Annotated in this window: 20 protein-coding genes and 1 pseudogene; 9 read left to right on the top strand and 12 right to left on the bottom strand. The window is 63.7% G+C overall.

The genetic code is table 11. The features are described from left to right. Window positions 1-60 precede the first annotated feature (60 nt). From JOY50_RS09145 to dadA, 5 genes are all read right to left on the bottom strand, one after another. Window positions 61-1,917: an acetyl-CoA hydrolase/transferase C-terminal domain-containing protein gene (locus tag JOY50_RS09145; RefSeq protein WP_132846635.1), complete on the bottom strand. Its 1,857-nt coding sequence runs from the start codon at window positions 1,915-1,917 to the stop codon at window positions 61-63. Between the two features lie 226 nt (window positions 1,918-2,143). Continuing rightward, window positions 2,144-2,548 (bottom strand): cytochrome c5 family protein, encoded by a 405-nt coding sequence (locus JOY50_RS09140; RefSeq protein ID WP_033692624.1) that lies wholly within the window; start codon window positions 2,546-2,548, stop codon window positions 2,144-2,146. A 154-nt stretch (window positions 2,549-2,702) separates the two neighbouring features. Further along, the gene (locus JOY50_RS09135) at window positions 2,703-3,251 is read right to left on the bottom strand and encodes a cupin domain-containing protein (RefSeq protein WP_016489803.1); all 549 of its coding nucleotides are present in this window, start codon (window positions 3,249-3,251) and stop codon (window positions 2,703-2,705) included. 109 nt (window positions 3,252-3,360) lie between these two features. After that, window positions 3,361-4,434, bottom strand: coding sequence for an alanine racemase (alr, locus tag JOY50_RS09130; protein WP_019472723.1), 1,074 nt, complete (start codon window positions 4,432-4,434; stop codon window positions 3,361-3,363). Window positions 4,435-4,580: 146 nt separating this feature from the next. After that, window positions 4,581-5,885: a D-amino acid dehydrogenase gene (dadA, locus tag JOY50_RS09125; protein ID WP_019472517.1), complete on the bottom strand. Its 1,305-nt coding sequence runs from the start codon at window positions 5,883-5,885 to the stop codon at window positions 4,581-4,583. Window positions 5,886-6,041: 156 nt separating this feature from the next. Here dadA and dadR point away from each other — a divergent pair, with 156 nt between their 5' ends. Further along, the gene (dadR, locus tag JOY50_RS09120; RefSeq protein WP_003258963.1) at window positions 6,042-6,530 is read left to right on the top strand and encodes a transcriptional regulator DadR; all 489 of its coding nucleotides are present in this window, start codon (window positions 6,042-6,044) and stop codon (window positions 6,528-6,530) included. A 2-nt stretch (window positions 6,531-6,532) separates the two neighbouring features. On the opposite strand, the gene JOY50_RS09115 is transcribed toward dadR, so the two are convergent. After that, window positions 6,533-6,886, bottom strand: a complete 354-nt coding sequence (locus JOY50_RS09115) for a YkgJ family cysteine cluster protein (RefSeq protein WP_016489806.1) — start codon at window positions 6,884-6,886, stop codon at window positions 6,533-6,535. Between the two features lie 190 nt (window positions 6,887-7,076). Between JOY50_RS09115 and JOY50_RS09110 the strand changes: the two genes are divergently transcribed. Continuing rightward, window positions 7,077-8,369 carry an FAD-binding oxidoreductase gene (locus tag JOY50_RS09110; protein WP_132846638.1) on the top strand — a complete coding sequence of 431 codons (1,293 nt, stop codon included), beginning with the start codon at window positions 7,077-7,079 and terminating at the stop codon, window positions 8,367-8,369. A gap of 46 nt (window positions 8,370-8,415) precedes the next feature. Here the strand turns inward: JOY50_RS09110 and JOY50_RS09105 are convergent, their stop codons facing one another. Beyond that, a complete protein-coding gene (locus tag JOY50_RS09105; RefSeq protein ID WP_138737054.1) occupies window positions 8,416-8,646 on the bottom strand; it encodes a DUF1127 domain-containing protein in 231 nt (76 codons plus the stop codon). A 178-nt stretch (window positions 8,647-8,824) separates the two neighbouring features. Between JOY50_RS09105 and JOY50_RS09100 the strand changes: the two genes are divergently transcribed. After that, window positions 8,825-10,255 carry a PLP-dependent aminotransferase family protein gene (locus tag JOY50_RS09100; protein WP_165931661.1) on the top strand — a complete coding sequence of 477 codons (1,431 nt, stop codon included), beginning with the start codon at window positions 8,825-8,827 and terminating at the stop codon, window positions 10,253-10,255. 59 nt (window positions 10,256-10,314) lie between these two features. Further along, window positions 10,315-11,868, top strand: a complete 1,554-nt coding sequence (locus JOY50_RS09095) for a phospholipase D family protein (RefSeq protein ID WP_243055123.1) — start codon at window positions 10,315-10,317, stop codon at window positions 11,866-11,868. A gap of 122 nt (window positions 11,869-11,990) precedes the next feature. Here JOY50_RS09095 and JOY50_RS09090 read toward each other — a convergent pair whose 3' ends face one another. After that, window positions 11,991-13,130 (bottom strand): MFS transporter, encoded by a 1,140-nt coding sequence (locus JOY50_RS09090; RefSeq protein WP_132846641.1) that lies wholly within the window; start codon window positions 13,128-13,130, stop codon window positions 11,991-11,993. A gap of 202 nt (window positions 13,131-13,332) precedes the next feature. Further along, window positions 13,333-14,826: an aldehyde dehydrogenase gene (locus tag JOY50_RS09085; protein ID WP_019472524.1), complete on the bottom strand. Its 1,494-nt coding sequence runs from the start codon at window positions 14,824-14,826 to the stop codon at window positions 13,333-13,335. Between the two features lie 196 nt (window positions 14,827-15,022). Here JOY50_RS09085 and JOY50_RS09080 point away from each other — a divergent pair, with 196 nt between their 5' ends. Continuing rightward, a complete protein-coding gene (locus JOY50_RS09080) occupies window positions 15,023-15,382 on the top strand; it encodes a cupin domain-containing protein (protein ID WP_243055122.1) in 360 nt (119 codons plus the stop codon). Window positions 15,383-15,460: 78 nt separating this feature from the next. Here the strand turns inward: JOY50_RS09080 and rpmG are convergent, their stop codons facing one another. Next, a complete protein-coding gene (gene rpmG, locus JOY50_RS09075) occupies window positions 15,461-15,616 on the bottom strand; it encodes a 50S ribosomal protein L33 (RefSeq protein ID WP_003253507.1) in 156 nt (51 codons plus the stop codon). 11 nt (window positions 15,617-15,627) lie between these two features. Then, window positions 15,628-15,864 (bottom strand): 50S ribosomal protein L28, encoded by a 237-nt coding sequence (gene rpmB / locus JOY50_RS09070; RefSeq protein WP_003253504.1) that lies wholly within the window; start codon window positions 15,862-15,864, stop codon window positions 15,628-15,630. 361 nt (window positions 15,865-16,225) lie between these two features. Between rpmB and JOY50_RS09065 the strand changes: the two genes are divergently transcribed. Continuing rightward, window positions 16,226-17,833 (top strand): ABC transporter substrate-binding protein, encoded by a 1,608-nt coding sequence (locus JOY50_RS09065; RefSeq protein WP_132846643.1) that lies wholly within the window; start codon window positions 16,226-16,228, stop codon window positions 17,831-17,833. 61 nt (window positions 17,834-17,894) lie between these two features. Here the strand turns inward: JOY50_RS09065 and radC are convergent, their stop codons facing one another. Then, window positions 17,895-18,575, bottom strand: a complete 681-nt coding sequence (radC, locus tag JOY50_RS09060) for a DNA repair protein RadC (protein ID WP_243055121.1) — start codon at window positions 18,573-18,575, stop codon at window positions 17,895-17,897. A 128-nt stretch (window positions 18,576-18,703) separates the two neighbouring features. On the opposite strand from radC, the gene coaBC reads away from it, so the two are divergent. The 3 genes and pseudogenes from coaBC to JOY50_RS09045 all read left to right on the top strand — a co-directional run. Then, entirely contained in the window at window positions 18,704-19,915 is a 1,212-nt protein-coding gene (gene coaBC / locus JOY50_RS09055) for a bifunctional phosphopantothenoylcysteine decarboxylase/phosphopantothenate--cysteine ligase CoaBC (RefSeq protein ID WP_019472528.1), read from the top strand. A 5-nt stretch (window positions 19,916-19,920) separates the two neighbouring features. Next, window positions 19,921-20,376, top strand: coding sequence for a dUTP diphosphatase (gene dut, locus JOY50_RS09050; RefSeq protein WP_063422509.1), 456 nt, complete (start codon window positions 19,921-19,923; stop codon window positions 20,374-20,376). Window positions 20,377-20,520: 144 nt separating this feature from the next. Continuing rightward, window positions 20,521-21,888, top strand: a pseudogene (locus JOY50_RS09045) (phosphomannomutase/phosphoglucomutase); the annotation flags it as partial. Window positions 21,889-21,911: the final 23 nt, after the last annotated feature.

Below are 21,911 nucleotides of genomic sequence, written 5' to 3'. Positions count from 1 at the left end.
GTGAAACTCCTGTGGGAGCTGGCTTGCCGGCGATGGGCTGCAAAGCAGCCCCGGCAATTTTCAGGTCGCCGCCAACCCTGCCAGCAAAAGCCGCTGATACAACTCTTCCTTCAATCCCTGCGGAGCGCCCAGCCCCATCCGCTCCAGGTGCCCTTGATACCCCTCCGGCCCCGGCGCATCCAACGCTGCCTTGCCCAGCTCAAGCACCTCGCTCAGCTTGAACTTGCTCTTCAACCAGTTCAGCGCCCGCAACAGGTCCCGCTCCTCAGCTGTAAAGTCCGTCCCCATCGGATACTCCGGGAACAGCCGCGCATGCCGCGCCCTGATCGCCTCCAACCGCTGCGGCGTATTGTCGGTAAAGCGAGCGTCCAGCTCAAAACCCTTGGGCAGCTTGCCAGCCTCTTTTGCCTGCTCGATGAGCCCCTGCTGAAACCGCGAATCGCTCACCGCCAGCAACCGCGCAATCACCTCGCTGTCGGTCTGCCCACGCAAGTCGGCAATGCCGTATTCGGTCACTACGATATCGCGCAGGTGCCGGGGGATGGTGCAGTGGCCGTAGGTCCAGAACAGGTTCGAGGTCACCTCCCCGCCTGCCTCGCGCCAGCTGCGCAAAAGCAGAATCGAACGCCCACCTTCCAGCGCATGGCCCTGGGCGACGAAGTTGTACTGCCCGCCCACGCCGCTGAGCACGCGGCCGTCTTCCAGCTGATCGGCCACGCCGGCACCGAGCAAGGTCATGGCAAACGCAGTGTTGAGGAAGCGCGCATCGCGGCGCTGGCGCCGCTTGAGTTCTTCCTGGCCGTACAGCTCGTTGATAAAGCTGATACGGGTCATGGCAAAACGTGCGCGCTGTTCGAGTGGCATCTCCCTTAACCGCTGGTAGAACGCCTGTGGGCCAAGGAAAAAGCCACCGTGCACCACTGGTCCGAGCTCATCGGCCGGGCGCCGCAGCAGGCCTGCTTCGGCCAGTACCAGCAGGCCATTGACGAACATCTCGCTGCAGCCGTACAGGCCTTGGGCAAACGTGCCCAGCCCCCCTTCGCGCTCGATCAGCGCATGCCATGGGCCCGTATCCAGCTCGCCTAGCAAGGCGCGGTAGCCTGCGTTGTCACCCTGGCGCGCCAGCAACGCGGCGGCGACTGCATCGCCCATGGCACCGATGCCGATCTGCAGGGTGCCGCCATCGCGTACCAACGTGCTGGCGTGCAAGCCGATGCAGTGGTCCTGGGTGCCCACCGGCATGTTCGGGGTGGAGAACAGGCGACGTTGCTCGGCTTCATCGAGCAGCAGGTCGAACGCATCAATGGGCAGTTCCGCATCGCCTGGCATGTAGGGCAGCTCGGCATGCACCTGGCCGAGCATGAGAATGGTTTCGCCGGCCGCGCGGCGCTTGGCGATCATCGGCAGCAGGTCGAGGGTGATGTCGGGGTTGCAGGCCAGGCTCAGGTGCACAGGCCTTTCAGGTGTGGCGGCCACCAGTTGCGCGACCAGGTTCAGGCCCTTGGCGTTGATGTCGCGTGCGGCGTGGCTGTAGTTGCTGCTGATGTAGTCCTGCTGGGCCGCCTCGCTGTGCAGCAGGCTGCCGGGCTGCATGAAAAACTGCTCGACGCGGATGTTCGGCGGCAGGCTGTCGTTGCGCAGGTCGGCAAGGTAGTCGAGCTCTTCGTAGTCGGCGAAGATACGCTCTACGAAGGGTTCGAGAAAGCGCCGTTGCAGGCCATCGCCCAATGGCGGGCGGCCGAGGGACAGCGCCGTGTAGATAGTCAGCCGCCGCTCGGGCAGCTCACGCACCCGTGCGTAGAGGGCGTTCACGAAAGCATTAGGCTTGCCCAGGCCCAATGGCAGGCCCATATGGATATGGTTTGGCAGCCGGGACAAGACCTGCTCGACAGCATGGTCGATGGAGCAGAGGTGCATCGGGGCCTCCTGAGACATCCATGGGTTCAGGGGTTGGACATGGCACTGGCGGGTTGGTTGCCTGTGCTGGCCCTTTCGCGGGCACGCCCGCTCCCACAGGATAACCACAATCCTCAGGTTCCGTGGGGGACTTGTGGGAGCGGGCGGGCCCGCGAAAGGGCCAGCACAGGCACCACAAAAACAAAGCCCGCCATCAACGGCGGGCCTGATGCAATTCAGCTGTGCCTTACAGCCCGGACATTTTCTTGATCGCCCCTTTCAGGTCGTCATCCGAGCAGTCCGCACAGGTGCCTTTGGGCGGCATGGCGTTGATGCCGGTAATGGCCTTCGCCAGGATGCCATCCAGGCCGCCCTGGTGGTCGGCGCGTTCTTTCCACGCGGCGGTGTCGCCCACTTTAGGCGCACCAAGCAGCCCGGTGCCATGGCAGGCATTGCAGTGCTTGGCGATGATCTCATCGGGCGTCTTGGCACCCCCGCCCCCCGCTGCAACAGCCACTTCCATGCCTTTGCATTCCTGGCCCTGGACGCACACCTGGCCAACCGGCTCCAGGCGTTTGGCAATGTCGTCATTGGTCGCAGCGGTTGCGCTCATTGCCCAGAGGGCGAATACGGCTGCTGGTACGGCCAGCATCTTCTTGATTTGGTTCACGCGAACACCCTCATGGTGGCTAATCACGCTCGCGGCCACGGAACGGCGAGCGTTGAAAAGTATAGCGGGAACCCAGAAGCCGTGAAACGACCCTACACGGGAAAGGGGTATTGCCGAATCAATGCACTGCGCTGGATCAAAAGTTTGAAGGCGTCGCCGCACTGATCAGGCGGGCGGGCTGGTTGAACGGGTTGCGAAAGCGGTGCGGGCGCGTGCTTTCGAAGTAGTAACTGTCGCCTTCTTCGAGGATGAAGATCTCGTTGCCGACCACCAGCTCCAGCCGGCCTTCGAGCAGGATGCCGGTTTCTTCGCCGTCGTGGGTGAGCATTTCGGCACCGGTGTCGGCGCCAGGCGGGTACACCTCGGTGAGAAACGCGATGGCACGGTTGGGGTGCGACTTGCCCACCAGCTTCATGGTCACCGCGCCGTCCGAGATATCGATCAGCTCGTGGGCCTTGTAGACGATCTGAGTGGGGCTTTCAGGTTCCAGCTCGACCGAAAAGAACTCGACCATCGACATGGGAATGCCGCTCAGCACCTTGCGCAGCGAGCTGATGGAGGGGCTCACGCTGTTCTTCTCGATCATCGAGATGGTGCTGTTGGTCACACCGGCACGCTTGGCGAGTTCGCGCTGGGACAGGCCCTTGAGCTTGCGGATGGCTTGCAGTCGTTCGCCGACGTCCAAAGCTGGAGCCTCCTGAAACGGTGAAAAGGGGGGTGGATGTGAACGATATCATGGCAATGCCGTTCAGTATTTACAACACACCGCCCCTCAACCTGTCCGCTTCAGCGTGTCATTCGCCGATGTAGTCCCGCGGTACCCGCTTCAGGTTGCAGAAGATCTGGTAAGGAATAGTGCCCGCGTGTGCGGCCACTTCGCTGGCCAGCACCTGCTTGCCCCACAGTTCGACCGGGCTGCCGACGGTGGCTTGCGGCACGTCGGTCAGGTCGATGTTGAGCATGTCCATCGACACCCGGCCGATCAGCTGGGTGCGCTGGCCGGCGACCAGCACCGGGGTGCCGTTGGGCGCCTGGCGCGGGTAGCCATCGGCATAGCCCATGGCGACCACGCCTACCCGGGTTGGCCGTGGGCTGACGAACTTGGCGCCGTAGCCCACCGGCTCGCCGGCAGGCAACTCGCGGACGCTGATGACCCGCGATTGCAGGGTCATTACCGGTTGCAGCCGCGCGGCTTCGGCCTGGGGCACTTCGAACGGCGTGGCGCCGTACAGCATCAGGCCCGGGCGTACCCAGTCGCCGGGCGCTTGCGGCCAGCCCAGCACGCCGGGCGAGTTGCGCAGGCTGCACTCGGCGGCCAGGCCCTGGCGGGCGGCCTCGAACACGGCGATCTGCTGGGCGGTGGCGTCGGCATCCAGTTCGTCGGCACGGGCGAAGTGGCTCATCAGCACGATGCGCACAACCTTGCCGCTGGCCAGCAGGCGCTGGTAGGCGTCGTGGTAGTCCTTGGGGTGCAGGCCGACGCGGTGCATGCCGCTGTCCAGCTTCAGCCAAATGGTGAGCGGCTTGTGCAGCTGGGTTTTCTCGATGGCTTCCAGCTGCCACAGCGAGTGCACTACGCACCACAGGTCGTGCTCGGCAATCAGCGCCAGCTCGCTGGCTTCGAAGAAGCCTTCCAGCAACAGCACCGGGGCCTTGATACCAGCGGCGCGCAACTCCAGCGCCTCTTCGATGCAGGCCACGGCAAAGCCGTCGGCTTCGGCCTCCAGGGCCAGGGCGCAGCGGACGGCACCGTGTCCATAGGCATCGGCCTTGATCACGGCGAGGGCTTTGGCACCGGTCAGTTCACGGGCCAGACGGTAGTTGTGGCGCAGGGCCTGGAGGTCGATCAGGGCGCGGGCGGGACGCATGGCGGCTGCCTTATGGTGGTTCACAGGTTGAAAACGGTGTTGGGTTCTTCGCGGCTAAAGCCGCTCCCACAAGGGACCGCACAATGGCCAAGACCATGCGATCCCTGTGGGAGCGGCTTTAGCCGCGAATGGGCCGGTGCAGGCTTTTACTGCTGGTGAACCGGCGCGCCCTGCCCGTGCTTGGTCGCTTCCCGGCTGTTGCCATAACGGGAAATGTCCAGGCCTTCGGCACTGATCTGCGGTTTCTTGCGCGCAATCAGGTCGGCCAGCAGGCGACCGGAGCCGCACGCCATGGTCCAGCCCAGGGTACCGTGACCGGTGTTCAGGAACAGGTTGCGGAACGCCGTGGCACCCACGATCGGCGTGCCGTCCGGGGTCGCCGGGCGCAGGCCGGTCCAGAAGCTGGCCTGGCTCAGGTCACCACCGCGAGGATAAAGGTCGTTGACGATCATCTCCAGCGTTTCGCGCCGGCGCGGGTTCAGCGACAGGTCAAAACCGGCAATTTCAGCCATGCCGCCAACCCGGATACGGTTGTCGAAACGGGTGATCGCGACCTTGTAGGTCTCGTCGAGAATGGTCGAGGTCGGGGCCATGTCGCCGTTGGTGATCGGCACGGTCAGTGAGTAGCCCTTCAGCGGGTAGACCGGTGCCTTGATACCCAGCGGCTTGAGCATCTGCGGCGAGTAGCTGCCCAGCGCCAGCACGTAGCGGTCGGCGGTTTCCAGCTTGCCGTCGATCCACACGCCATTGATGCGGTCGCCCGCGAAGTCCAGGCGTTGGATGTCCTGGCCAAAACGGAACTCCACACCCAGCTTGATGGCCATGTCGGCGAGCTTGGTGGTGAACATCTGGCAGTCGCCGGTCTGGTCGTTAGGCAAGCGCAGGGCGCCGGCCAGAATGTCTTTCACGCCAGCCAGGGCCGGCTCGACGCGGGCAATCCCCTCGCGGTCCAGCAGCTCGTAAGGCACGCCAGACTGCTCGAGCACGGCAATGTCCTTGGCCGCGGCATCCACCTGGGCCTGGGTGCGGAACAGCTGGGTGGTACCCAGGGAGCGGCTTTCGTAGGCAATACCGGTTTCGGCGCGCAATTCGTCCAGGCAGTCGCGGCTGTACTCGGACAGGCGCACCATGCGCTCCTTGTTCACCGCGTAACGGCTGGCGGTGCAGTTGCGCAGCATCTGCGCCATCCACAGGTACTGGTCGACGTCGCCGGTGAGCTTGATGGCCAGGGGCGCGTGGCGCTCGAGCAGCCACTTGATGGCCTTCAGCGGCACGCCTGGGGCGGCCCAGGGCGAGGCATAGCCGGGCGAGATCTGGCCTGCGTTGGCAAAACTGGTTTCCATGGCCACCGCCGGCTGGCGGTCGACCACCGTCACTTCAAAACCTTGCCGGGCCAGGTAATAGGCACTGGCGGTTCCGATTACACCGCTACCAAGTACCAGAACTCGCATCGTTATTTCCCTCACACGCGGCACGCCGCAGACTTTTATTGATATGGCATGAATGGGCGCAGTATAGGAATTTGAGACCAGTGCAATTCACTATATAAAAGCCTATTATTGGCGAGAATTCTCGGCAAAATCGCCTTTCACGGAGGGGCATCCCCTATGAGAACCCAGCACCAGAGCAAGCGTGAACTGGACAAGATCGACCGTAACATCCTGCGGATCCTGCAGAATGACGGGCGTATTTCCTTCACCGAACTGGGCGAGAAAGTTGGGCTGTCCACCACCCCTTGCACCGAACGGGTTCGCCGGCTGGAGCGCGAGGGCATCATCATGGGCTACAACGCCCGCCTGAACCCGCAGCACCTCAAGGGCAGCCTGCTGGTGTTCGTCGAAATCAGCCTGGACTACAAGTCGGGCGATACCTTCGAGGAGTTCCGCCGCGCGGTGTTGAAGCTGCCACACGTGCTGGAATGCCACCTGGTGTCAGGTGACTTCGACTACCTGGTGAAGGCGCGCATTTCGGAGATGGCGTCGTACCGCAAGCTGCTTGGCGACATCCTGCTGAAGCTGCCGCATGTGCGCGAATCGAAGAGCTACATCGTGATGGAAGAGGTAAAAGAAAGCCTCTGCCTGCCGATCCCGGACTGAGGCTAGACCAGCACCTGGCGGGTGGTGGCGATGAACTGGTGCACGAGCTGCTCGGCTGCGGGCTCGATCATCGGCTCAGGGCCACGGCCACGCGGGCAGGCCATGCGTGGCGTGGTGCCAAACAGCCGGCAGATCATCGGGCGCTCTTCATACACCGTGCAACCGTTGGGGCCCAGGTGCACGCAGTCCAGGCGCTCGAGAGCGGCTTCCTGCTCGGCCTGGGACTTGCGCGGCAGGCGGGCCATTTCTTCTGTCGACGTGGTGACCGGGCCGCAGCAGTCGTGGCAGCCGGGCTCGCACTCGAACGAGGGGATGAGTTCGCGCAGGAAGTGGATCTTGTGGCGGTTGCAGGACATGGCTAGGTACAAAATTGAAGACTGAAGTTGGATTATAGGGCCAATCGCCGGCAAGCCAGCGCCCACAAGTGCACCACTGGTCTCACACAGCTCCTGTGGGAGCTGGCTTGCCGGCGATGAGGCCGGTTGCCCACCCTAGAGCCCCGGCTTATCCTCCCCCACTAGCCCACCAGCACCCAGGAACGAACCAATGGTCCACAGCGCGCAGCACGCCGCCTCCTACTACGCCGCCAGCAGCGCGCCACACCCTGACTACTCCTTCCTGCAAGGCGAGCACAGCGCCGATGTATGTATCGTCGGCGGCGGCTACTCGGGCCTGAACACTGCCATCGAGCTGGCCGAACGCGGCCTCTCGGTCATCCTGCTGGAAGCGCGCAAACTGGGCTGGGGCGCCAGTGGGCGCAATGGCGGGCAGTTGATCCGCGGCGTCGGCCACGGCCTGGAACAGTTCCTGCCGGTAATAGGCGAGGAAGGCGTGCGCAGCATGAAGCTGATGGGCCTGGAGGCCGTGCAGATCGTCCGCGAGCGGGTCGAGAAGCATGCCATCGCCTGCGACCTGACCTGGGGCTACTGCGACCTGGCCAACAAGCCGGCCGAGCTGCTGGGCTTTGCCGAAGACGCCGAAGAACTGCGCAGCCTGGGCTATGCGCACGAGCTGCGGCTGGTCGGCAAGGACGATATCCACAGCGTGGTCGGCGCCGACTGCTATGTGGGCGGGCTGATCGACATGGGCTCTGGCCACCTGCACCCGCTCAACCTGGCCTTGGGGGAAGCGGCCGTGGCCAGCCGCCTGGGTGTGAAGCTGTTCGAACAGTCCGAGGTTACCCGCATCGACTATGGCCCCGAAGTGCAGGTGCATACCGCCCAGGGCCGGGTACGCGCCAAGACCTTGGTGCTGTGCTGCAACGCCTACCTCAACGGCCTCAACCGCGAGCTGGGCGGCAAGGTGCTGCCGGCCGGCAGCTACATCATCGCCACCGAACCGCTGGGCGAAGAGCGCGCCCGCGCGTTGTTGCCGCAGAACATGGCGGTGTGTGACCAGCGCGTGGCGCTGGATTACTACCGGCTGTCTGCCGACCACCGCCTGCTGTTTGGCGGTGCCTGCCACTATTCAGGCCGCGACCCGAAAAACATCGCCGCCTACATGCAGCCCAAGATGCTCAAGGTGTTCCCGCAGCTGGCCGACGTGCGCATCGACTACCAATGGGGCGGCATGATCGGCATTGGCGCCAACCGCCTACCGCAGGTTGGTCGCCTGGCCAGCCAGCCGAACGTGTATTACGCCCAGGCCTATTCAGGCCATGGGCTCAACGCCACCCACCTGGCCGCGCGCCTGCTGGGCGAGGCCATCAGTGGCCAGGCAAGCGGGCGGTTCGACCTGTTCGCCAAAGTGCCGCATATCACCTTCCCTGGCGGCAAGCACCTGCGCTCGCCATTGCTGGCGCTGGGCATGCTGTGGCATCGCCTCAAAGAGCTGATCTGAAAGCTGACGCGGCCGCTCCTACAGGGGCCGCGCAGCGTCACGTTGATCAGTCTTTCCAGAATGGTTTACGTCCCTCTGTACGGGCCTGCTCCCAGCTCAGCCCGACATCGCGCAACTCGTCATCCGTCAGCTGCAACAGCGCCCTGCGGGTATGCCAGCGATGCAGCATCAGCCCCCAACGCCCAAGCCCTTCCGGCGCGTTGAAGACCTTTGCCTGCTGCCCGGCTTCCAGTTCCCTGGCCAACAGTTGCAAGCGCACATCGCTCATGCCACCCATCGCTGCGTTCTCCCATTCGATTGATACCGTGGAGAAAGCATGCGCGTCGGCAATACCGGCAATACAGATCCAATACAGCCTTATTATTTCCATACAGAATTGGCCGAAGACCGACTGAATGCTGTATTTTCAGCGAATCTGTACCGGTCGCTGCGAGATTGCAGCGCAGGAGTATGCCGTGACCCTGTACCTGAACCTCGCCGAGCTGCTCGGTGCCCGTATCGAGCAGGGCCTGTATCGCCCCGGCCAGCGCTTGCCCTCGGTGCGCGCCCTGAGCGTGGAACACGGGGTAAGCCTGAGCACCGTGCAGCAGGCCTATCGCCTGCTGGAAGACGGCGGCATGGTCTCGCCCAGGCCCAAATCCGGCTACTTCGTCAGCGACCACCGCCACCTGCCAGCCCTGCCCGCCGTCAGCCGCCCGGCCCAGCGCCCGGTGGATATCTCACAATGGGAGCAGGTGCTGGAGCTGATCCGCAGCACGCCGCGTCAGGATGTGGTCCAGCTCGGCCGCGGCATGCCCGACATCAACAGCCCTACCCTCAAGCCGCTGCTGCGTAGCCTGGCTCAGTTGAGTCGGCGCCAGGACATGCCTGGCCTGTATTACGACAACATCCACGGCAACCTGGCCCTGCGTGAGCAGGTGGCCCGGCTGATGCTCGACTCCGGCTGCCGCCTGAGCCCGGCTGACCTGGTCGTGACCACCGGCTGCCACGAGGCGCTATCGTGCAGCATTCGCGCGGTCTGCGAGCCAGGCGACATCGTCGCAGTCGACTCGCCCAGCTTCCACGGCGCCATGCAAACCCTGAAGGGCCTGGGCATGAAGGCGCTGGAAATCCCCACCGACCCGGTGACCGGCATCAGCCTGGAGGCATTGGAACTGGCGCTGGAACAGTGGCCGATCAAGCTCATCCAGATCACTCCCAGCTGCAACAACCCGCTCGGCTACATCATGCCCGAGGCCCGCAAGAAGGCCCTTTTGAGCCTGGCCCAGCGCTACGACGTGGCGATTCTGGAGGACGATGTGTACGGCGACCTGGCCTACACCTACCCGCGCCCGCGTACCCTCAAGTCGTTCGACGACGATGGCCGCGTGCTGTTCTGCAGCTCGTTTTCCAAAACCCTCGCCCCCGGCCTGCGGGTGGGCTGGGTGGCGCCCGGGCGCTACCTGGAGCGGGTGCTGCACATGAAGTACATCAGCACCGGCAGCAGCGCCAGCCAGCCGCAGCTGGCCATCGCCGACTTCATCGCCGGCGGCCACTACCAGCCCCACGTGCGGCGCATGCGCAGCCAATACCAGCGTGGCCGAGACCTGATGAGCGAATGGGTAACCCGCTACTTCCCGCCGGGCACCCGCGTCAGCCGCCCCCAAGGAGGCTTCATGTTGTGGGTGGAACTACCCGAACATTTCGATACGCTGCGCCTGAACCGGGCTTTACTGGAGCAAGGTGTGCAAGTTGCCGTGGGCAGCATCTTCTCGGCCTCGGGCAAGTTTCGCCACTGCCTGCGCATGAACTTCGCCGCGCGGCCGACGCCGCAGATCGAGGCCGCCGTGCGCAAGGTCGGGGAAACCGCCCTTCGTCTACTGGATGAAGAAAGCGGCGACGCGTAACTTTGCGCCGCCCGCCACGGTCCAACCCCAAAGCCCTTGCTGCACAGGACGATCCACCCTTGAGACTCCAGCACGCCTTGCCTCTGCTGCTGGTGCTGCTGCTCGGCCTTGCCGGCTGCGCCAGCGTCAGCGCGCCCCGCGAAACCAGCCAGGCACTGCCCGCCAATGACTCCGCCTTTGGCCGCTCGGTGCTGCGTCAGGCCGCGCCTTACGGCGGTCGCTCGGGCTTTCGCCTGCTGCCCAACAGCAATGAAGCGTTCCGCGCCCGTGCCGAACTGATCCGCAACGCCCAGGCCAGCATCGACCTGCAGTACTACATCGTCCACGACGGCCTCAGCACCCGCGCCCTGGTGCATGAACTGCTGCGTGCCGCCGACCGTGGCGTGCGTGTGCGCATCCTGCTGGACGACACCACCAGCGACGGCCTGGACACCATCATGGGCACCCTCGATGCCCACCCCAACATCCAGATCCGCGTGTTCAACCCGCTGCACCTGGGCCGCAGCACCGGCGTAACGCGCGCCGTGGGGCGGCTGTTCAACCTGTCGCGCCAGCACCGGCGTATGCACAACAAGCTGTTTCTGGTGGACAACAGCATGGCGATCGTCGGTGGGCGTAACCTGGGCGACGAGTATTTCGATGCCGAGCCCAACCTCAACTTCACCGACATCGACCTGCTGGGTATAGGCCCGGTGGCCGAGCAGCTGGGGCACAGCTTCGACCAGTACTGGAACAGCGCCCTCAGCCGGCCGATCACCGACTTCCTCTGGCGTGAGCCGGATGCCAACGACCTGCGGGCCAGCCGCCATCGCCTGGAAGTGTCGCTGGCCGAAGCCAGGACCCAGCGCAAAGCCCTGTACGACCGCCTGATGGCCTACCAGTCGCAGCCGCGCCTGGACGTATGGCGCAACGAGCTGATCTGGGCCCACGCCCAGGTGCTGTGGGATGCACCCAGCAAGGTGCTGGCCGACGACGAACCGGACCCACAGTTGCTGTTGAGCCAGCAGCTGGCACCGGACTTGGCCAACGTGCACCGCGAGCTGATCCTGGCATCGGCCTACTTTGTGCCGGGCGAACCGGGCCTGCTGTACCTGACCGGCCGCGCCGACGCTGGCGTTTCGGTGAAGCTGCTCACCAACTCGCTGGAAGCCACCGACGTGCCGGCAGTACATGGCGGCTATGCGCCCTATCGCCGGGCCTTGCTTGAGCATGGGGTACAGCTTTTTGAGCTTCGCCGCCAGCCAGGCGACCCCAGCGCGGGGCGGTTGAGTTTTAGTGGTAGCTCCGACTCGAGCCTGCACACCAAGGCGATCGTGTTCGACCGGCGCAAGACCTTCATCGGCTCGTTCAACTTCGACCCGCGTTCAGTGCTGTGGAACACCGAGGTTGGGGTGCTGGTAGACAGCCCGGAGCTGGCCGAATACACCCGCGAGCTGGCCCAGCAGGGCATGGCGCCTGCGCTGAGCTATCAGGTGAAACTGATGGGTGACAAGCTGGTGTGGGCCACCGAGGACAATGGCCAACGGCACGAGCTGACGTCTGAACCGGGTGGGATGTGGCGGCGGTTCAATGCCTGGATCAGCAAGGCGGTTGGCTTGGAGAAGATGTTGTAGCCGCCATCTTTGGGGCTGCTTTGCAGCCCATCGCGACACAAGGCCGCTCCTACAGGCGATACGCGATCCCTTGTAGGAGCGGCCTTGTGTCGCGATGGGCCGCAAAGCGGCCCCAAAATCCCTCAGGCGGAAACAGCCTCGAAAGCCCCACGCCGCTGGGTCAACACCACCAGCCCCGCAGCCCCCGCCGCCATCAACCACAGCAGCGCATGCCCGCTTACCCACTGGCTCCCCGCCCCCGCCAGCAAAGGCCCGAGCAGGCAACCAATACCCCACAGTTGCGCCACGTGGGCGTTGGCCCGCACCAGCGCATCATCCCGGTAGCGCTCGCCAATCAACACCAGCGACAAGGTGAACAAGCCCCCTGCACTGGCCCCGAACAACACCCACAATGGCCAGATCGCCGGGGTATGCAGCAAGAGCGGAATCGCCAGGCTGGACACCAGCAACGTCACCGCGCAGCCGGTGAACAGGGTGCGGCGCGACATATGATCGGCCAACGCGCCGATGGGCAACTGCAGCACCGCATCCCCCACCACCACGGTACTGACCATGAACAGGGCGATCTCGGTGGTGAAGCCCTGCTGCAGGCAATACACCGGCAGCAAGGTAAGGATCATCGCCTCGAACGAAGCGAACAGGGCAATGGCCCAGGCGATCACCGGCAAACGCCGGCAGAAACGGAACAAGTCGCCGAAGGTAACGTTGCAGGCTTCCGTGCTCGGTGCACCGCCACGCCCCAGCAGGATCAGCGGCGCGACCAGCAGCAGGCCCGTCGCGGCCCAGAAACCGAAGTCGTCATCGGAGCCGAGAAAGCCCAGCACCAGCGGCCCGGCCAGCTGGCTCAAGGCGTAGCTGCTGCCGTACAACGCCACCAGGCGGCCACGCCACTGCTCGACCACCAGCTGGTTGATCCAGCTTTCGCCGAGGATGAACACCACGGTCAGGGACATGCCGATCATCAGCCGCAGCAGCAGCCACAGCGGGTAGCTTGGCAACAGGGCCAGCAGGCCGATCGACAGCGCCCCACCCCACAGGCACAGGCGCATCGCCGAGGGCACGCCAACCCAGCCTGCCAGGCGGCTGGCCAGGCTGGCACCGGCCAGTACGCCCAGCGCCGGCATCGCCGCCATCACGCCGATGGCAAAGCTGCCGTAGCCCCAGGCCTCCAAGCGCAGGGACACCAGCGGCATGCTCACGCCAAGCGCCAGCCCGACACTGAGCACCGATGCCAGTACGGCGAAGTAGGTACCCCAACGCATTGCAGCCTCCCAGGCAGAATTCTTGAACAGCAAAAACGACGAAGCCGGGTCAGCGTGAGCCGACCCGGCTATTGTTGGGGCTGCTGTGCAGCCCATCGCCGGCAAGCCGGGCTCCCACAGGTACAACAGAGGCCTTGAGGGCTGCGAAGAACCTGTGGGAGCTGGCTTGCCGGCGATTGGGCCGCAACGCGGCCCCCTGAAATTACAGTTTGATCCAGGTCGCCTTCAGCTCGGTGTATTTCTCCAGCGCATGCAGCGACTTGTCACGGCCGTTGCCCGACTGCTTGAAGCCACCGAACGGTGCGGTCATGTCGCCGCCGTCGTACTGGTTGACCCAGACGCTGCCAGCGCGCACGGCACGGGCGGTCTTGTGGGCCTTGGAGATGTCCGAGGTCCAGATGCCAGCCGCCAGGCCATAGGGCGTGTCGTTGGCAATGGCGATGGCTTCTTCGGCGGTGTCGAAGGCAATCACCGACAGCACTGGGCCGAAGATTTCTTCCTGGGCAATGCGCATGGCGTTGGTCACGCCGTCGAAGATGGTCGGCTCGACATAGGTGCCGCCAGTCTCTTCCAGGGTGCGCTTGCCGCCGGCCAGCAGCTTGGCGCCGTCCTTGTGGCCAGCTTCGATGTACGACAGCACGGTGTTCATCTGCTGGGTGTCGACCAAGGCACCGACCGTGGTCTGTGGGTCCAGCGGGTTGCCTGGTTTCCAGCCTTTCAGGGCCTCGACCACCATCGGCAGGAACTTGTCCTTGATCGAACGCTCGACCAGCAGGCGCGAGCCTGCGGTGCACACTTCGCCCTGGTTGAAGGCGATGGCGCTGGCAGCGGCCTCGGCGGCAGCTTGCAGGTCCGGCGCGTCGGCAAAGACGATGTTCGGGCTCTTGCCACCGGCTTCCAGCCAGATGCGCTTCATGTTCGATTCGCCCGCATACACCATCAGCTGCTTGGCGATCTTGGTCGAACCGGTGAACACCAGGGTGTCGACATCCATGTGCAGGGCCAGGGCCTTGCCTACGGTGTGGCCATAGCCTGGCAGCACGTTCAGCACGCCAGCCGGGATACCGGCTTCGATCGCCAGTTGGGCGATGCGAATGGCAGTCAGCGGCGATTTTTCGGACGGCTTGAGTACCACCGAGTTACCGGTAGCCAGCGCCGGGCCGAGCTTCCAGCAGGCCATCAGCAGCGGGAAGTTCCACGGCACGATGGCACCCACAACACCCACGGCTTCGCGGGTAACCAGGCCAAGCTGGTCGTGAGGGGTCGGGGCAACTTCGTCGTAGACCTTGTCGATGGCTTCCGCGGTCCAGTGGATGGCCTGGGCCGCACCCGGGATGTCGATGCTGGAGGAGTCGCCGATCGGCTTGCCCATGTCCAGGGTTTCCAGCAGCGCCAGCTCTTCGACGTTCTTGCGCAGCAGGTCGGCGAAGCGGATCAGCTTGGCCTTGCGCTTGGCCGGGGCCAGTTGCGACCACACGCCGGCGTTGAAGGTGGCGCGGGCGTTTTCCACAGCGCGATTGGCATCGGCCAGGTCGCAGCTGGCAACCTTGGCCAGGAAGCGTCCGTCGACCGGGCTCAGGCACTCGAAGGTTTCACCGGATGCGGCATCGGTGTATTCGCCGTTGATGAAGGCGCGGCCTTCGATCTTCAGTTGCTGGGCACGTTGTTCCCAGTCCGCACGGGTCAGGGTAGTCATACGAAACTCCTCCTCTTGTTTAGGTGCAACGCCGCACTGAGGACTCACAGGCGTTGTCAGAATTCTGGCCGGGCGACGAGCGCACACTGGCAAGCGATACCCTAAACCAGCCGGTGTAAACTATCAATATATTTGACACGAAAGGCTCAAAAGCCTACTGATGTTCATTTTATTAAACAACAACAGGAGCCGCACCATGAGAATCGACAGCATCATCGACTTCGCGCAGGTCATCACCGAGGCCGAACGCTACCGCCCGGCGGCGGAAAAAATCCTCAAGGGCGAGCCAGACCAGGCGGTCTACAACCACTACTCCAGCCCTTGCGGGCAGTTTGCCGCTGGCGTTTGGGAAGGCGAAGTGGGCCAGTGGACGGTGAACTACACCGAGCATGAGTATTGCGAAATCGTCCAGGGCGTTTCGGTGCTGCGCGACCAGGATAGCGGGGCCAAGACCCTGCGTGCCGGTGATCGGTTTGTCATCCCTGCCGGGTTCACGGGCACCTGGGAAGTGCTGGAACCTTGCCGCAAGATCTATGTGATGTTCGAGCAGAAGTAAGGCCCGCGAGGACGCCCTGACAGACATAAAAAAACCCGCGTCCTTTCGGAAGCGGGTTTTTTTCAGGTCGCCGATCAATTACTTGATCTTGGCTTCCTTGTACACCACGTGCTTGCGAACAACCGGATCATATTTCTTGATCTCGATTTTGTCCGGGGTGGTGCGCTTGTTCTTGTCGGTGGTGTAGAAGTGGCCGGTACCGGCACTCGAAACCAGACGGATCAATTCACGCATGATGTTCTCCCTTAAACCTTGGCGCCAGCTTTACGGATGTCAACCAGAACGGCGTCGATGCCGCGCTTGTCGATGATACGCATGCCCTTGGCGGAAACGCGCAGACGCACGAAACGCTTCTCGGATTCAACCCAGAAACGGTGGTGCTGCAGGTTCGGCAGGAAACGACGACGGGTTTTGTTGTTTGCGTGGGAAATGTTGTTCCCGGTTACTGGACCCTTACCAGTAACTTGACAGACTCTCGACATGACTCAGCCCTCTAAAACCACATGCCCAACCCGGCATGGGTTGGCCGCTTAATCTCTCAGTCTTTGGCGCCTGGGCGCCGTGATTCTGGAGGTCTTATCGACCGGATCCGCTTATGCGACAGGCCGAGCCCCTAGAAAAGAGCGCTGCTTTATACCAGAAAGACTTGGCTGCAACAACAGTAGATACACATTGCCGCAACCCAGAACGCGCCAGGCCAGCATAGCGGCAGGCCCCGTCGGCCGTCGACCACTCGTCGCCAGATTTGTAAAAAAGGGTGTGGTCATTTACCGACGGGCGCACTAGGGTAGGCGTTTTCCAGACTGCACTGGCAGATGGGCCACTGACAGCCAAGGAGCCACCATGCGTGCCGCCGCCCTTTCCTTATTGTTCAACTCTCTGTTCGCTGCCGGCGCTCTGTTCGCTGCCGGCGTAGCCCAGGCCGCGCCGCTGAGCGTTTGCAGCGAAGCCAGCCCCGAAGGCTTCGACGTGGTGCAGTACAACTCGCTGACCACTACCAACGCCACGGCCGACGTGCTGATGAACCGCCTGGTGGAGTTCGACGCGGCGCAAGGCAAGGTGGTGCCGAGCCTGGCAGCCAGCTGGACGGTGTCGGCCGACGGCCTGGTGTATGATTTCACCCTGCGCGATGGCGTGAAATTCCACACCACCCCCTACTTCAAGCCAGGCCGTGAGCTGAACGCCGACGACGTGCTGTTCAGCTTCCAGCGCATGCTCTACCCCGCCCATGCCTGGCACAAGACCGCACCGGGTGGCTATCCGCATGCCCAGTCGCTGCAACTGGGCAGCCTGATCAAGGCAATCGAGGCCCCGGCGCCGAACACCGTGCGTTTTACCCTCAGCCACCCGGACGCCACATTCCTGGCCACACTGAGCATGGGCTTCGCCTCGATCTACTCTGCCGAATATGCCGACAAGCTGCTGAAGGCCGGCACGCCAGAGAAGCTCAACAACCAGCCGATCGGCACCGGGCCGTTTGTGTTCCAGCGTTTCCAGAAGGACGCTGTGGTGCGCTACCGCGCCAACCCTGACTACTTCGCCGGCAAGCCCGCGGTCGACCCGCTGATCTTCGCCATTACCACCGATGCCAACGTGCGCCTGCAGAAGCTCAAGCGTGGCGAGTGCCAAGTGGCCCTGTCGCCCAAGCCGCTGGATATTGCCGAAGCAGGCAAGGACGGCAACCTCAAGGTGGCCACGACCCCGGCATTCATGACTGCCTTCGTCGCCATCAACAGCCAGCACCCGCCGCTGGACAAGCCGGAAGTGCGCCAGGCCATCAACCTGGCCTTCGACAAGCAGGCCTACCTCAAGGCCGTGTTCGAAGGCTCCGCAGTGGCCGCCAACGGCCCCTACCCGCCCAACACCTGGAGCTATGCCAAAGACCTGCCCGGCTACCCGCTGGACCTGAAGAAAGCCAAGGCCCTGCTGACCAAGGCCGGCCTGGGCGATGGCTTCAGCACCACCATCTGGACCCGCCCGTCGGGCAGCCTGCTCAACCCCAACCCCAGCCTTGGCGCGCAGATGCTGCAGGCCGACCTGGCCAAGATCGGGGTCAAGGCAGAGATCCGCGTGATCGAATGGGGAGAGCTGATCCGCCGCGCCAAAGCCGGTGAGCATGACCTGCTGTTCATGGGCTGGGCGGGCGACAACGGCGACCCGGACAACTTCCTCAGCCCGCAGTTTTCCTGCGCTGCGGTCGAGTCGGGGACCAACTTTGCCCGTTTCTGCGACAACCGCCTGGACCAACTGATCAGCGCCGGGCGCACCACCAACGACCAGAGCGTGCGCAGCCGGCTGTATCAACAGGCGCAGACGCTGATCCAGCAGCAGGCACTGTGGGTGCCGCTGGCGCATCCGACGGCGGCTACCCTGCTGCGCCAAGGCGTTGAGGGGTACCAGGTGAGCCCGTTCGGACGGCTGGATTTCAGCAAGGTGTCGGTGACCAAGTAAGCCTGCACCGGCCCCTTCGCGGGCTTGCCCGCGAAGGGGCCAGCACAGGCAGTACCAAGGCCTAAGCCACAATCCACCCATGCTCGACCATCGACAACGGCTCCCCGTCGCCAATGATGATGTGGTCCAGCACCCGCACATCGATCAATGCCAGCCCTCGCTTCAGCGACAAGGTCAGATGCACATCATCCTGGCTGGGCTCGTTGTTGCCCGAAGGGTGGTTATGACACAGGATCAAAGCCGCCGCGTTATGCAGCAACGCCCGCCGCACCACCTCCCGCGGGTAGACACTCGCCCGGTCTATCGTGCCCCTGAACAAGATTTCAAACGCCAGCGGCCTGTGCTTGGTATCCAGAAACAGGCAACCGAACACCTCACTGGCCTCATGTCGCAGCATCGCTTTCAAATAGCGCCGCACCGTTTCCGGACTGTCCATGGCAGATTCCCGCTCAATCGATGTCGCAAGGTGTCTGCGCCCTATTTCCAGTAGCGCCTGCAACTGGCTGTACCTCACCGGGCCCAGCCCAAGCTCGCCGACGAAGGCCTCGCGGTCGGCCTCCAACAACCGGCGCAAGCTTCCGAACTTCACCAGCAGGCCTCGCGACAGCTCCACCACATTGCACCCGCGCACACCTGAACCGAGAAATACAGCCAGCAACTCCGTATCGGTCAGGCTGCCAGCCCCACGCTGCAACAACTTCTCCCGCGGCCGTTCTTCAGCCGGCCATTCCCTGATATTCATCCCCGCCCCCTGCCCTTGCTGCGGCCCATTTCGACCCTGTGTTAATCTATTTCGCCTCGTACATGCGACGTACTGCCGCAGGCAATTTCAAACGTCGCCGCCCGCTCTCACTGGAAAAAGGCAAGCCTATGCAGCGGCTGTATCGCAAGCGCATCGTTCTCGGCGTAGGTGGCGGCATTGCCGCCTACAAAAGCGCCGAGCTGATCCGCCGTCTCCTGGAGCACGGCGCGCAAGTGCGCGTCGTCATGACCCGTGGTGGTGCCGAGTTCATCACCCCGCTGACCCTGCAGGCGCTGTCGGGCCACCCGGTGCACATGGACCTGCTCGACCCCGCCGCCGAAGCGGCCATGGGCCATATCGAACTGGCCAAGTGGGCCGACCTGGTGCTGATCGCCCCGGCCACGGCCGACCTCATGGCGCGCATGGCCCAAGGCATGGCCGACGACCTGCTGACCACCCTGGTGCTGGCCACCGACGCCACCGTCGCCGTGGCGCCGGCCATGAACCAGGCCATGTGGCGCGACCCGGCTACCCAGGCCAATCTCGAACTGCTCAAGAGCCGTGGCATCCAGGTGTTCGGCCCGGCGTCCGGCAGCCAGGCCTGTGGCGACGTGGGCCTGGGCCGCATGCTCGAAGCCACCGACCTGGCCTGGTGCGCCGCAGAAAGCTTCAAGCGCCAGGCACTGACCGGCAAGCACGTGCTGATCACTGCCGGCCCGACCCAGGAAAACATCGACCCGGTGCGCTACATCACCAATCATAGCTCCGGCAAGATGGGCTTCGCCCTGGCCGAAGCGGCTGCCGAGGCCGGGGCTCGGGTCACCCTCGTCACCGGCCCTGTGCACCTGCCAACCCCCGACCGGGTCAGCCGCATCGACGTGGTCAGCGCGCGGGACATGCTCGCGGCCTGTGAAGCGGCCATGCCATGCGACCTGTTCATCGCCTCCGCGGCGGTTGCGGACTACCGCCCGGAAGTCGTTGCCACGCAAAAGTTGAAGAAAGATCCTACGACCGGCGACGGCATGCTGCTGCAGATGGTGCGCAATCCCGATATCCTTGCCACCATTGCTGGCCGCAACGACCGCCCGTTCAGCGTCGGCTTCGCCGCCGAAACCGAACACCTGCTCGATTACGCCACGCGCAAGCTCAAGGACAAGAACCTCGACCTGATCGTCGCCAATGATGTGGCCAACCCCAGCATCGGCTTCAACAGCGAAGAAAACGCCTTGACCGTGATCGACCGCCAGCAGCACCAGACCCTCTTCGCGCAGACCAGCAAGGGCAAGATCGCCCGGCAACTGGTCGCCTTCATCGCCGATCGGCTCAATCAGGTTCAATAAGTTACATGCACGCTCTTCAAGCCAAGATCCTCGACCCACGCCTGGGTACCGAATTCCCCCTGCCAGCCTACGCCACCCCTGGCTCCGCCGGCCTGGACCTGCGCGCCCTGCTCAAGGAGGACACCGTCCTCGAGCCAGGCCAGACCCTGCTGATCCCTACCGGCCTGTCGATCTATATCGGCGACCCGGGCCTGGCAGCGATGATCCTGCCGCGCTCGGGCCTGGGCCATAAGCACGGCATCGTGCTGGGCAACCTGGTCGGCCTGATCGACTCGGACTACCAAGGCGAGCTGATGGTGTCGTGCTGGAACCGTGGCAACACGCCGTTCACCATCGCGGTTGGCGAACGTATCGCCCAGTTGGTGCTGGTCCCGGTGGTACAGGCCCACTTCGACATCGTCGAAGCGTTCGATGAAAGCCAGCGTGGCGCTGGCGGCTTCGGTCACTCCGGCAGCCACTGAGCCGGCAAATGACCGTTCAGGCCAAGGATGGCGAACTCTCTGGCGAAAGCACCGTCCAAGCGTTCAGTTTGCGCCTGCCCAGAAAGCCTTTGACTATTGGAGCTTCCAGAGATGAACGACATGGCCCACCTGGTCCCCGCCGCACTACCAGACAGCATCTTCCGCGCGTATGACATCCGCGGCGTGGTCGGCAAAACCCTCCATGCCGATACCGCCTACTGGATCGGCCGCGCCATCGGCGCGCAGAGCCTGGCCCAGGGCGAACCGCAGGTTTCTGTAGGCCGCGATGGCCGCCTGTCGGGCCCGATGCTAGTCGAGCAGCTGATCAAGGGCCTGGTTGACGCCGGTTGCCATGTCAGCGACGTCGGCCTGGTGCCCACCCCGGCGCTGTACTACGCGGCCAACGTGCTGGCCGGCAAGTCGGGCGTGATGCTGACCGGCAGCCACAACCCGTCGGACTACAACGGTTTCAAGATCGTCATCGCCGGCGACACCCTGGCCAACGAACAGATCCAGGCCCTGCTGACCCGCCTGAAAACCAACGACCTGACCTTGGCCGAAGGCCGCGTGGAAAAAGTCGAAATCCTGGAGCGTTATTTCCAGCAGATCGTCAGCGACGTGAAACTGGCCAAAAAACTTAAAGTGGTGGTGGACTGCGGCAACGGCGCTGCCGGCGTGGTCGCGCCGCAGTTGATCGAAGCCCTGGGCTGTGAAGTGATCCCGCTGTTCTGCGAAGTCGACGGCAACTTCCCCAATCACCACCCGGACCCGGGCAAGCCGGAAAACCTCGAAGACCTGATCGCCAAGGTCAAGGAAACCGGCGCCGACATCGGCCTGGCCTTCGACGGTGACGGCGACCGCGTCGGCGTGGTGACCAACACCGGCAGCATCGTCTACCCAGACCGCCTGCTGATGCTGTTTGCCCAGGACGTGCTGGCGCGCAACCCGGGCGCCGAAATCATCTTCGACGTCAAATGCACCCGTCGCCTGACCCCGCTGATCGAACAGCATGGCGGCCGTGCGCTGATGTGGAAGACCGGTCATTCGTTGATCAAGAAGAAGATGAAACAGACCGGCTCACTGCTGGCCGGCGAGATGAGCGGTCACATCTTCATCAAGGAACGCTGGTACGGTTTTGACGACGGCATCTACAGCGCTGCGCGCCTGCTGGAGATCCTTAGCAAGGCCGGGCAGAGCGCCGAAAACCTGTTTGCCGCCTTCCCGAACGATATTTCCACGCCGGAAATCAATATTGATGTGACCGACGAGGGTAAATTCAGCATCATTGATGCACTGCAACGCGACGCCGACTGGGGCGAAGCCAGCCTGACCACCATCGACGGTGTGCGGGTCGACTACCCCCACGGCTGGGGCCTGGTTCGCGCCTCCAACACCACGCCGGTGCTGGTGCTGCGCTTCGAGGCCGACAGCGACGCCGAATTGCAACGTATCAAGGATGTATTCCGTACCCAGTTGCTGCGGGTTGAGCCTGAGCTGCAACTGCCGTTCTGACCGACTATCTGTTCCTTACAGGA

It is taken from the genome of Pseudomonas sp. BP01 (assembly GCF_022760795.1).
In the GTDB taxonomy this organism is placed as follows: Bacteria; Pseudomonadota; Gammaproteobacteria; order Pseudomonadales; family Pseudomonadaceae; genus Aquipseudomonas; species Aquipseudomonas putida_Q.
The sequence above is the reverse complement of the archived record's forward strand: the minus strand, read 5'-3'. Positions and strand labels throughout refer to the sequence as shown.

What these genes read in the sequence shown, in the direction of transcription:
- JOY50_RS09145 (WP_132846635.1), bottom strand. Translation starts at nt 1,917, where the DNA reads ATGCACCTCTGCTCCATCGACCATGCTGTCGAGCAGGTCTTGTCCCGG.
- JOY50_RS09140 (WP_033692624.1), bottom strand. Translation starts at nt 2,548, where the DNA reads ATGCTGGCCGTACCAGCAGCCGTATTCGCCCTCTGGGCAATGAGCGCA.
- alr (WP_019472723.1), bottom strand. Translation starts at nt 4,434, where the DNA reads ATGCGTCCCGCCCGCGCCCTGATCGACCTCCAGGCCCTGCGCCACAAC.
- dadA (WP_019472517.1), bottom strand. Translation starts at nt 5,885, where the DNA reads ATGCGAGTTCTGGTACTTGGTAGCGGTGTAATCGGAACCGCCAGTGCC.
- dadR (WP_003258963.1), top strand. Translation starts at nt 6,042, where the DNA reads ATGAGAACCCAGCACCAGAGCAAGCGTGAACTGGACAAGATCGACCGT.
- JOY50_RS09115 (WP_016489806.1), bottom strand. Translation starts at nt 6,886, where the DNA reads ATGTCCTGCAACCGCCACAAGATCCACTTCCTGCGCGAACTCATCCCC.
- JOY50_RS09110 (WP_132846638.1), top strand. Translation starts at nt 7,077, where the DNA reads ATGGTCCACAGCGCGCAGCACGCCGCCTCCTACTACGCCGCCAGCAGC.
- JOY50_RS09105 (WP_138737054.1), bottom strand. Translation starts at nt 8,646, where the DNA reads ATGGGTGGCATGAGCGATGTGCGCTTGCAACTGTTGGCCAGGGAACTG.
- JOY50_RS09090 (WP_132846641.1), bottom strand. Translation starts at nt 13,130, where the DNA reads ATGCGTTGGGGTACCTACTTCGCCGTACTGGCATCGGTGCTCAGTGTC.
- JOY50_RS09085 (WP_019472524.1), bottom strand. Translation starts at nt 14,826, where the DNA reads ATGACTACCCTGACCCGTGCGGACTGGGAACAACGTGCCCAGCAACTG.
- JOY50_RS09080 (WP_243055122.1), top strand. Translation starts at nt 15,023, where the DNA reads ATGAGAATCGACAGCATCATCGACTTCGCGCAGGTCATCACCGAGGCC.
- rpmG (WP_003253507.1), bottom strand. Translation starts at nt 15,616, where the DNA reads ATGCGTGAATTGATCCGTCTGGTTTCGAGTGCCGGTACCGGCCACTTC.
- rpmB (WP_003253504.1), bottom strand. Translation starts at nt 15,864, where the DNA reads ATGTCGAGAGTCTGTCAAGTTACTGGTAAGGGTCCAGTAACCGGGAAC.
- JOY50_RS09065 (WP_132846643.1), top strand. Translation starts at nt 16,226, where the DNA reads ATGCGTGCCGCCGCCCTTTCCTTATTGTTCAACTCTCTGTTCGCTGCC.
- radC (WP_243055121.1), bottom strand. Translation starts at nt 18,575, where the DNA reads ATGAATATCAGGGAATGGCCGGCTGAAGAACGGCCGCGGGAGAAGTTG.
- coaBC (WP_019472528.1), top strand. Translation starts at nt 18,704, where the DNA reads ATGCAGCGGCTGTATCGCAAGCGCATCGTTCTCGGCGTAGGTGGCGGC.
- dut (WP_063422509.1), top strand. Translation starts at nt 19,921, where the DNA reads ATGCACGCTCTTCAAGCCAAGATCCTCGACCCACGCCTGGGTACCGAA.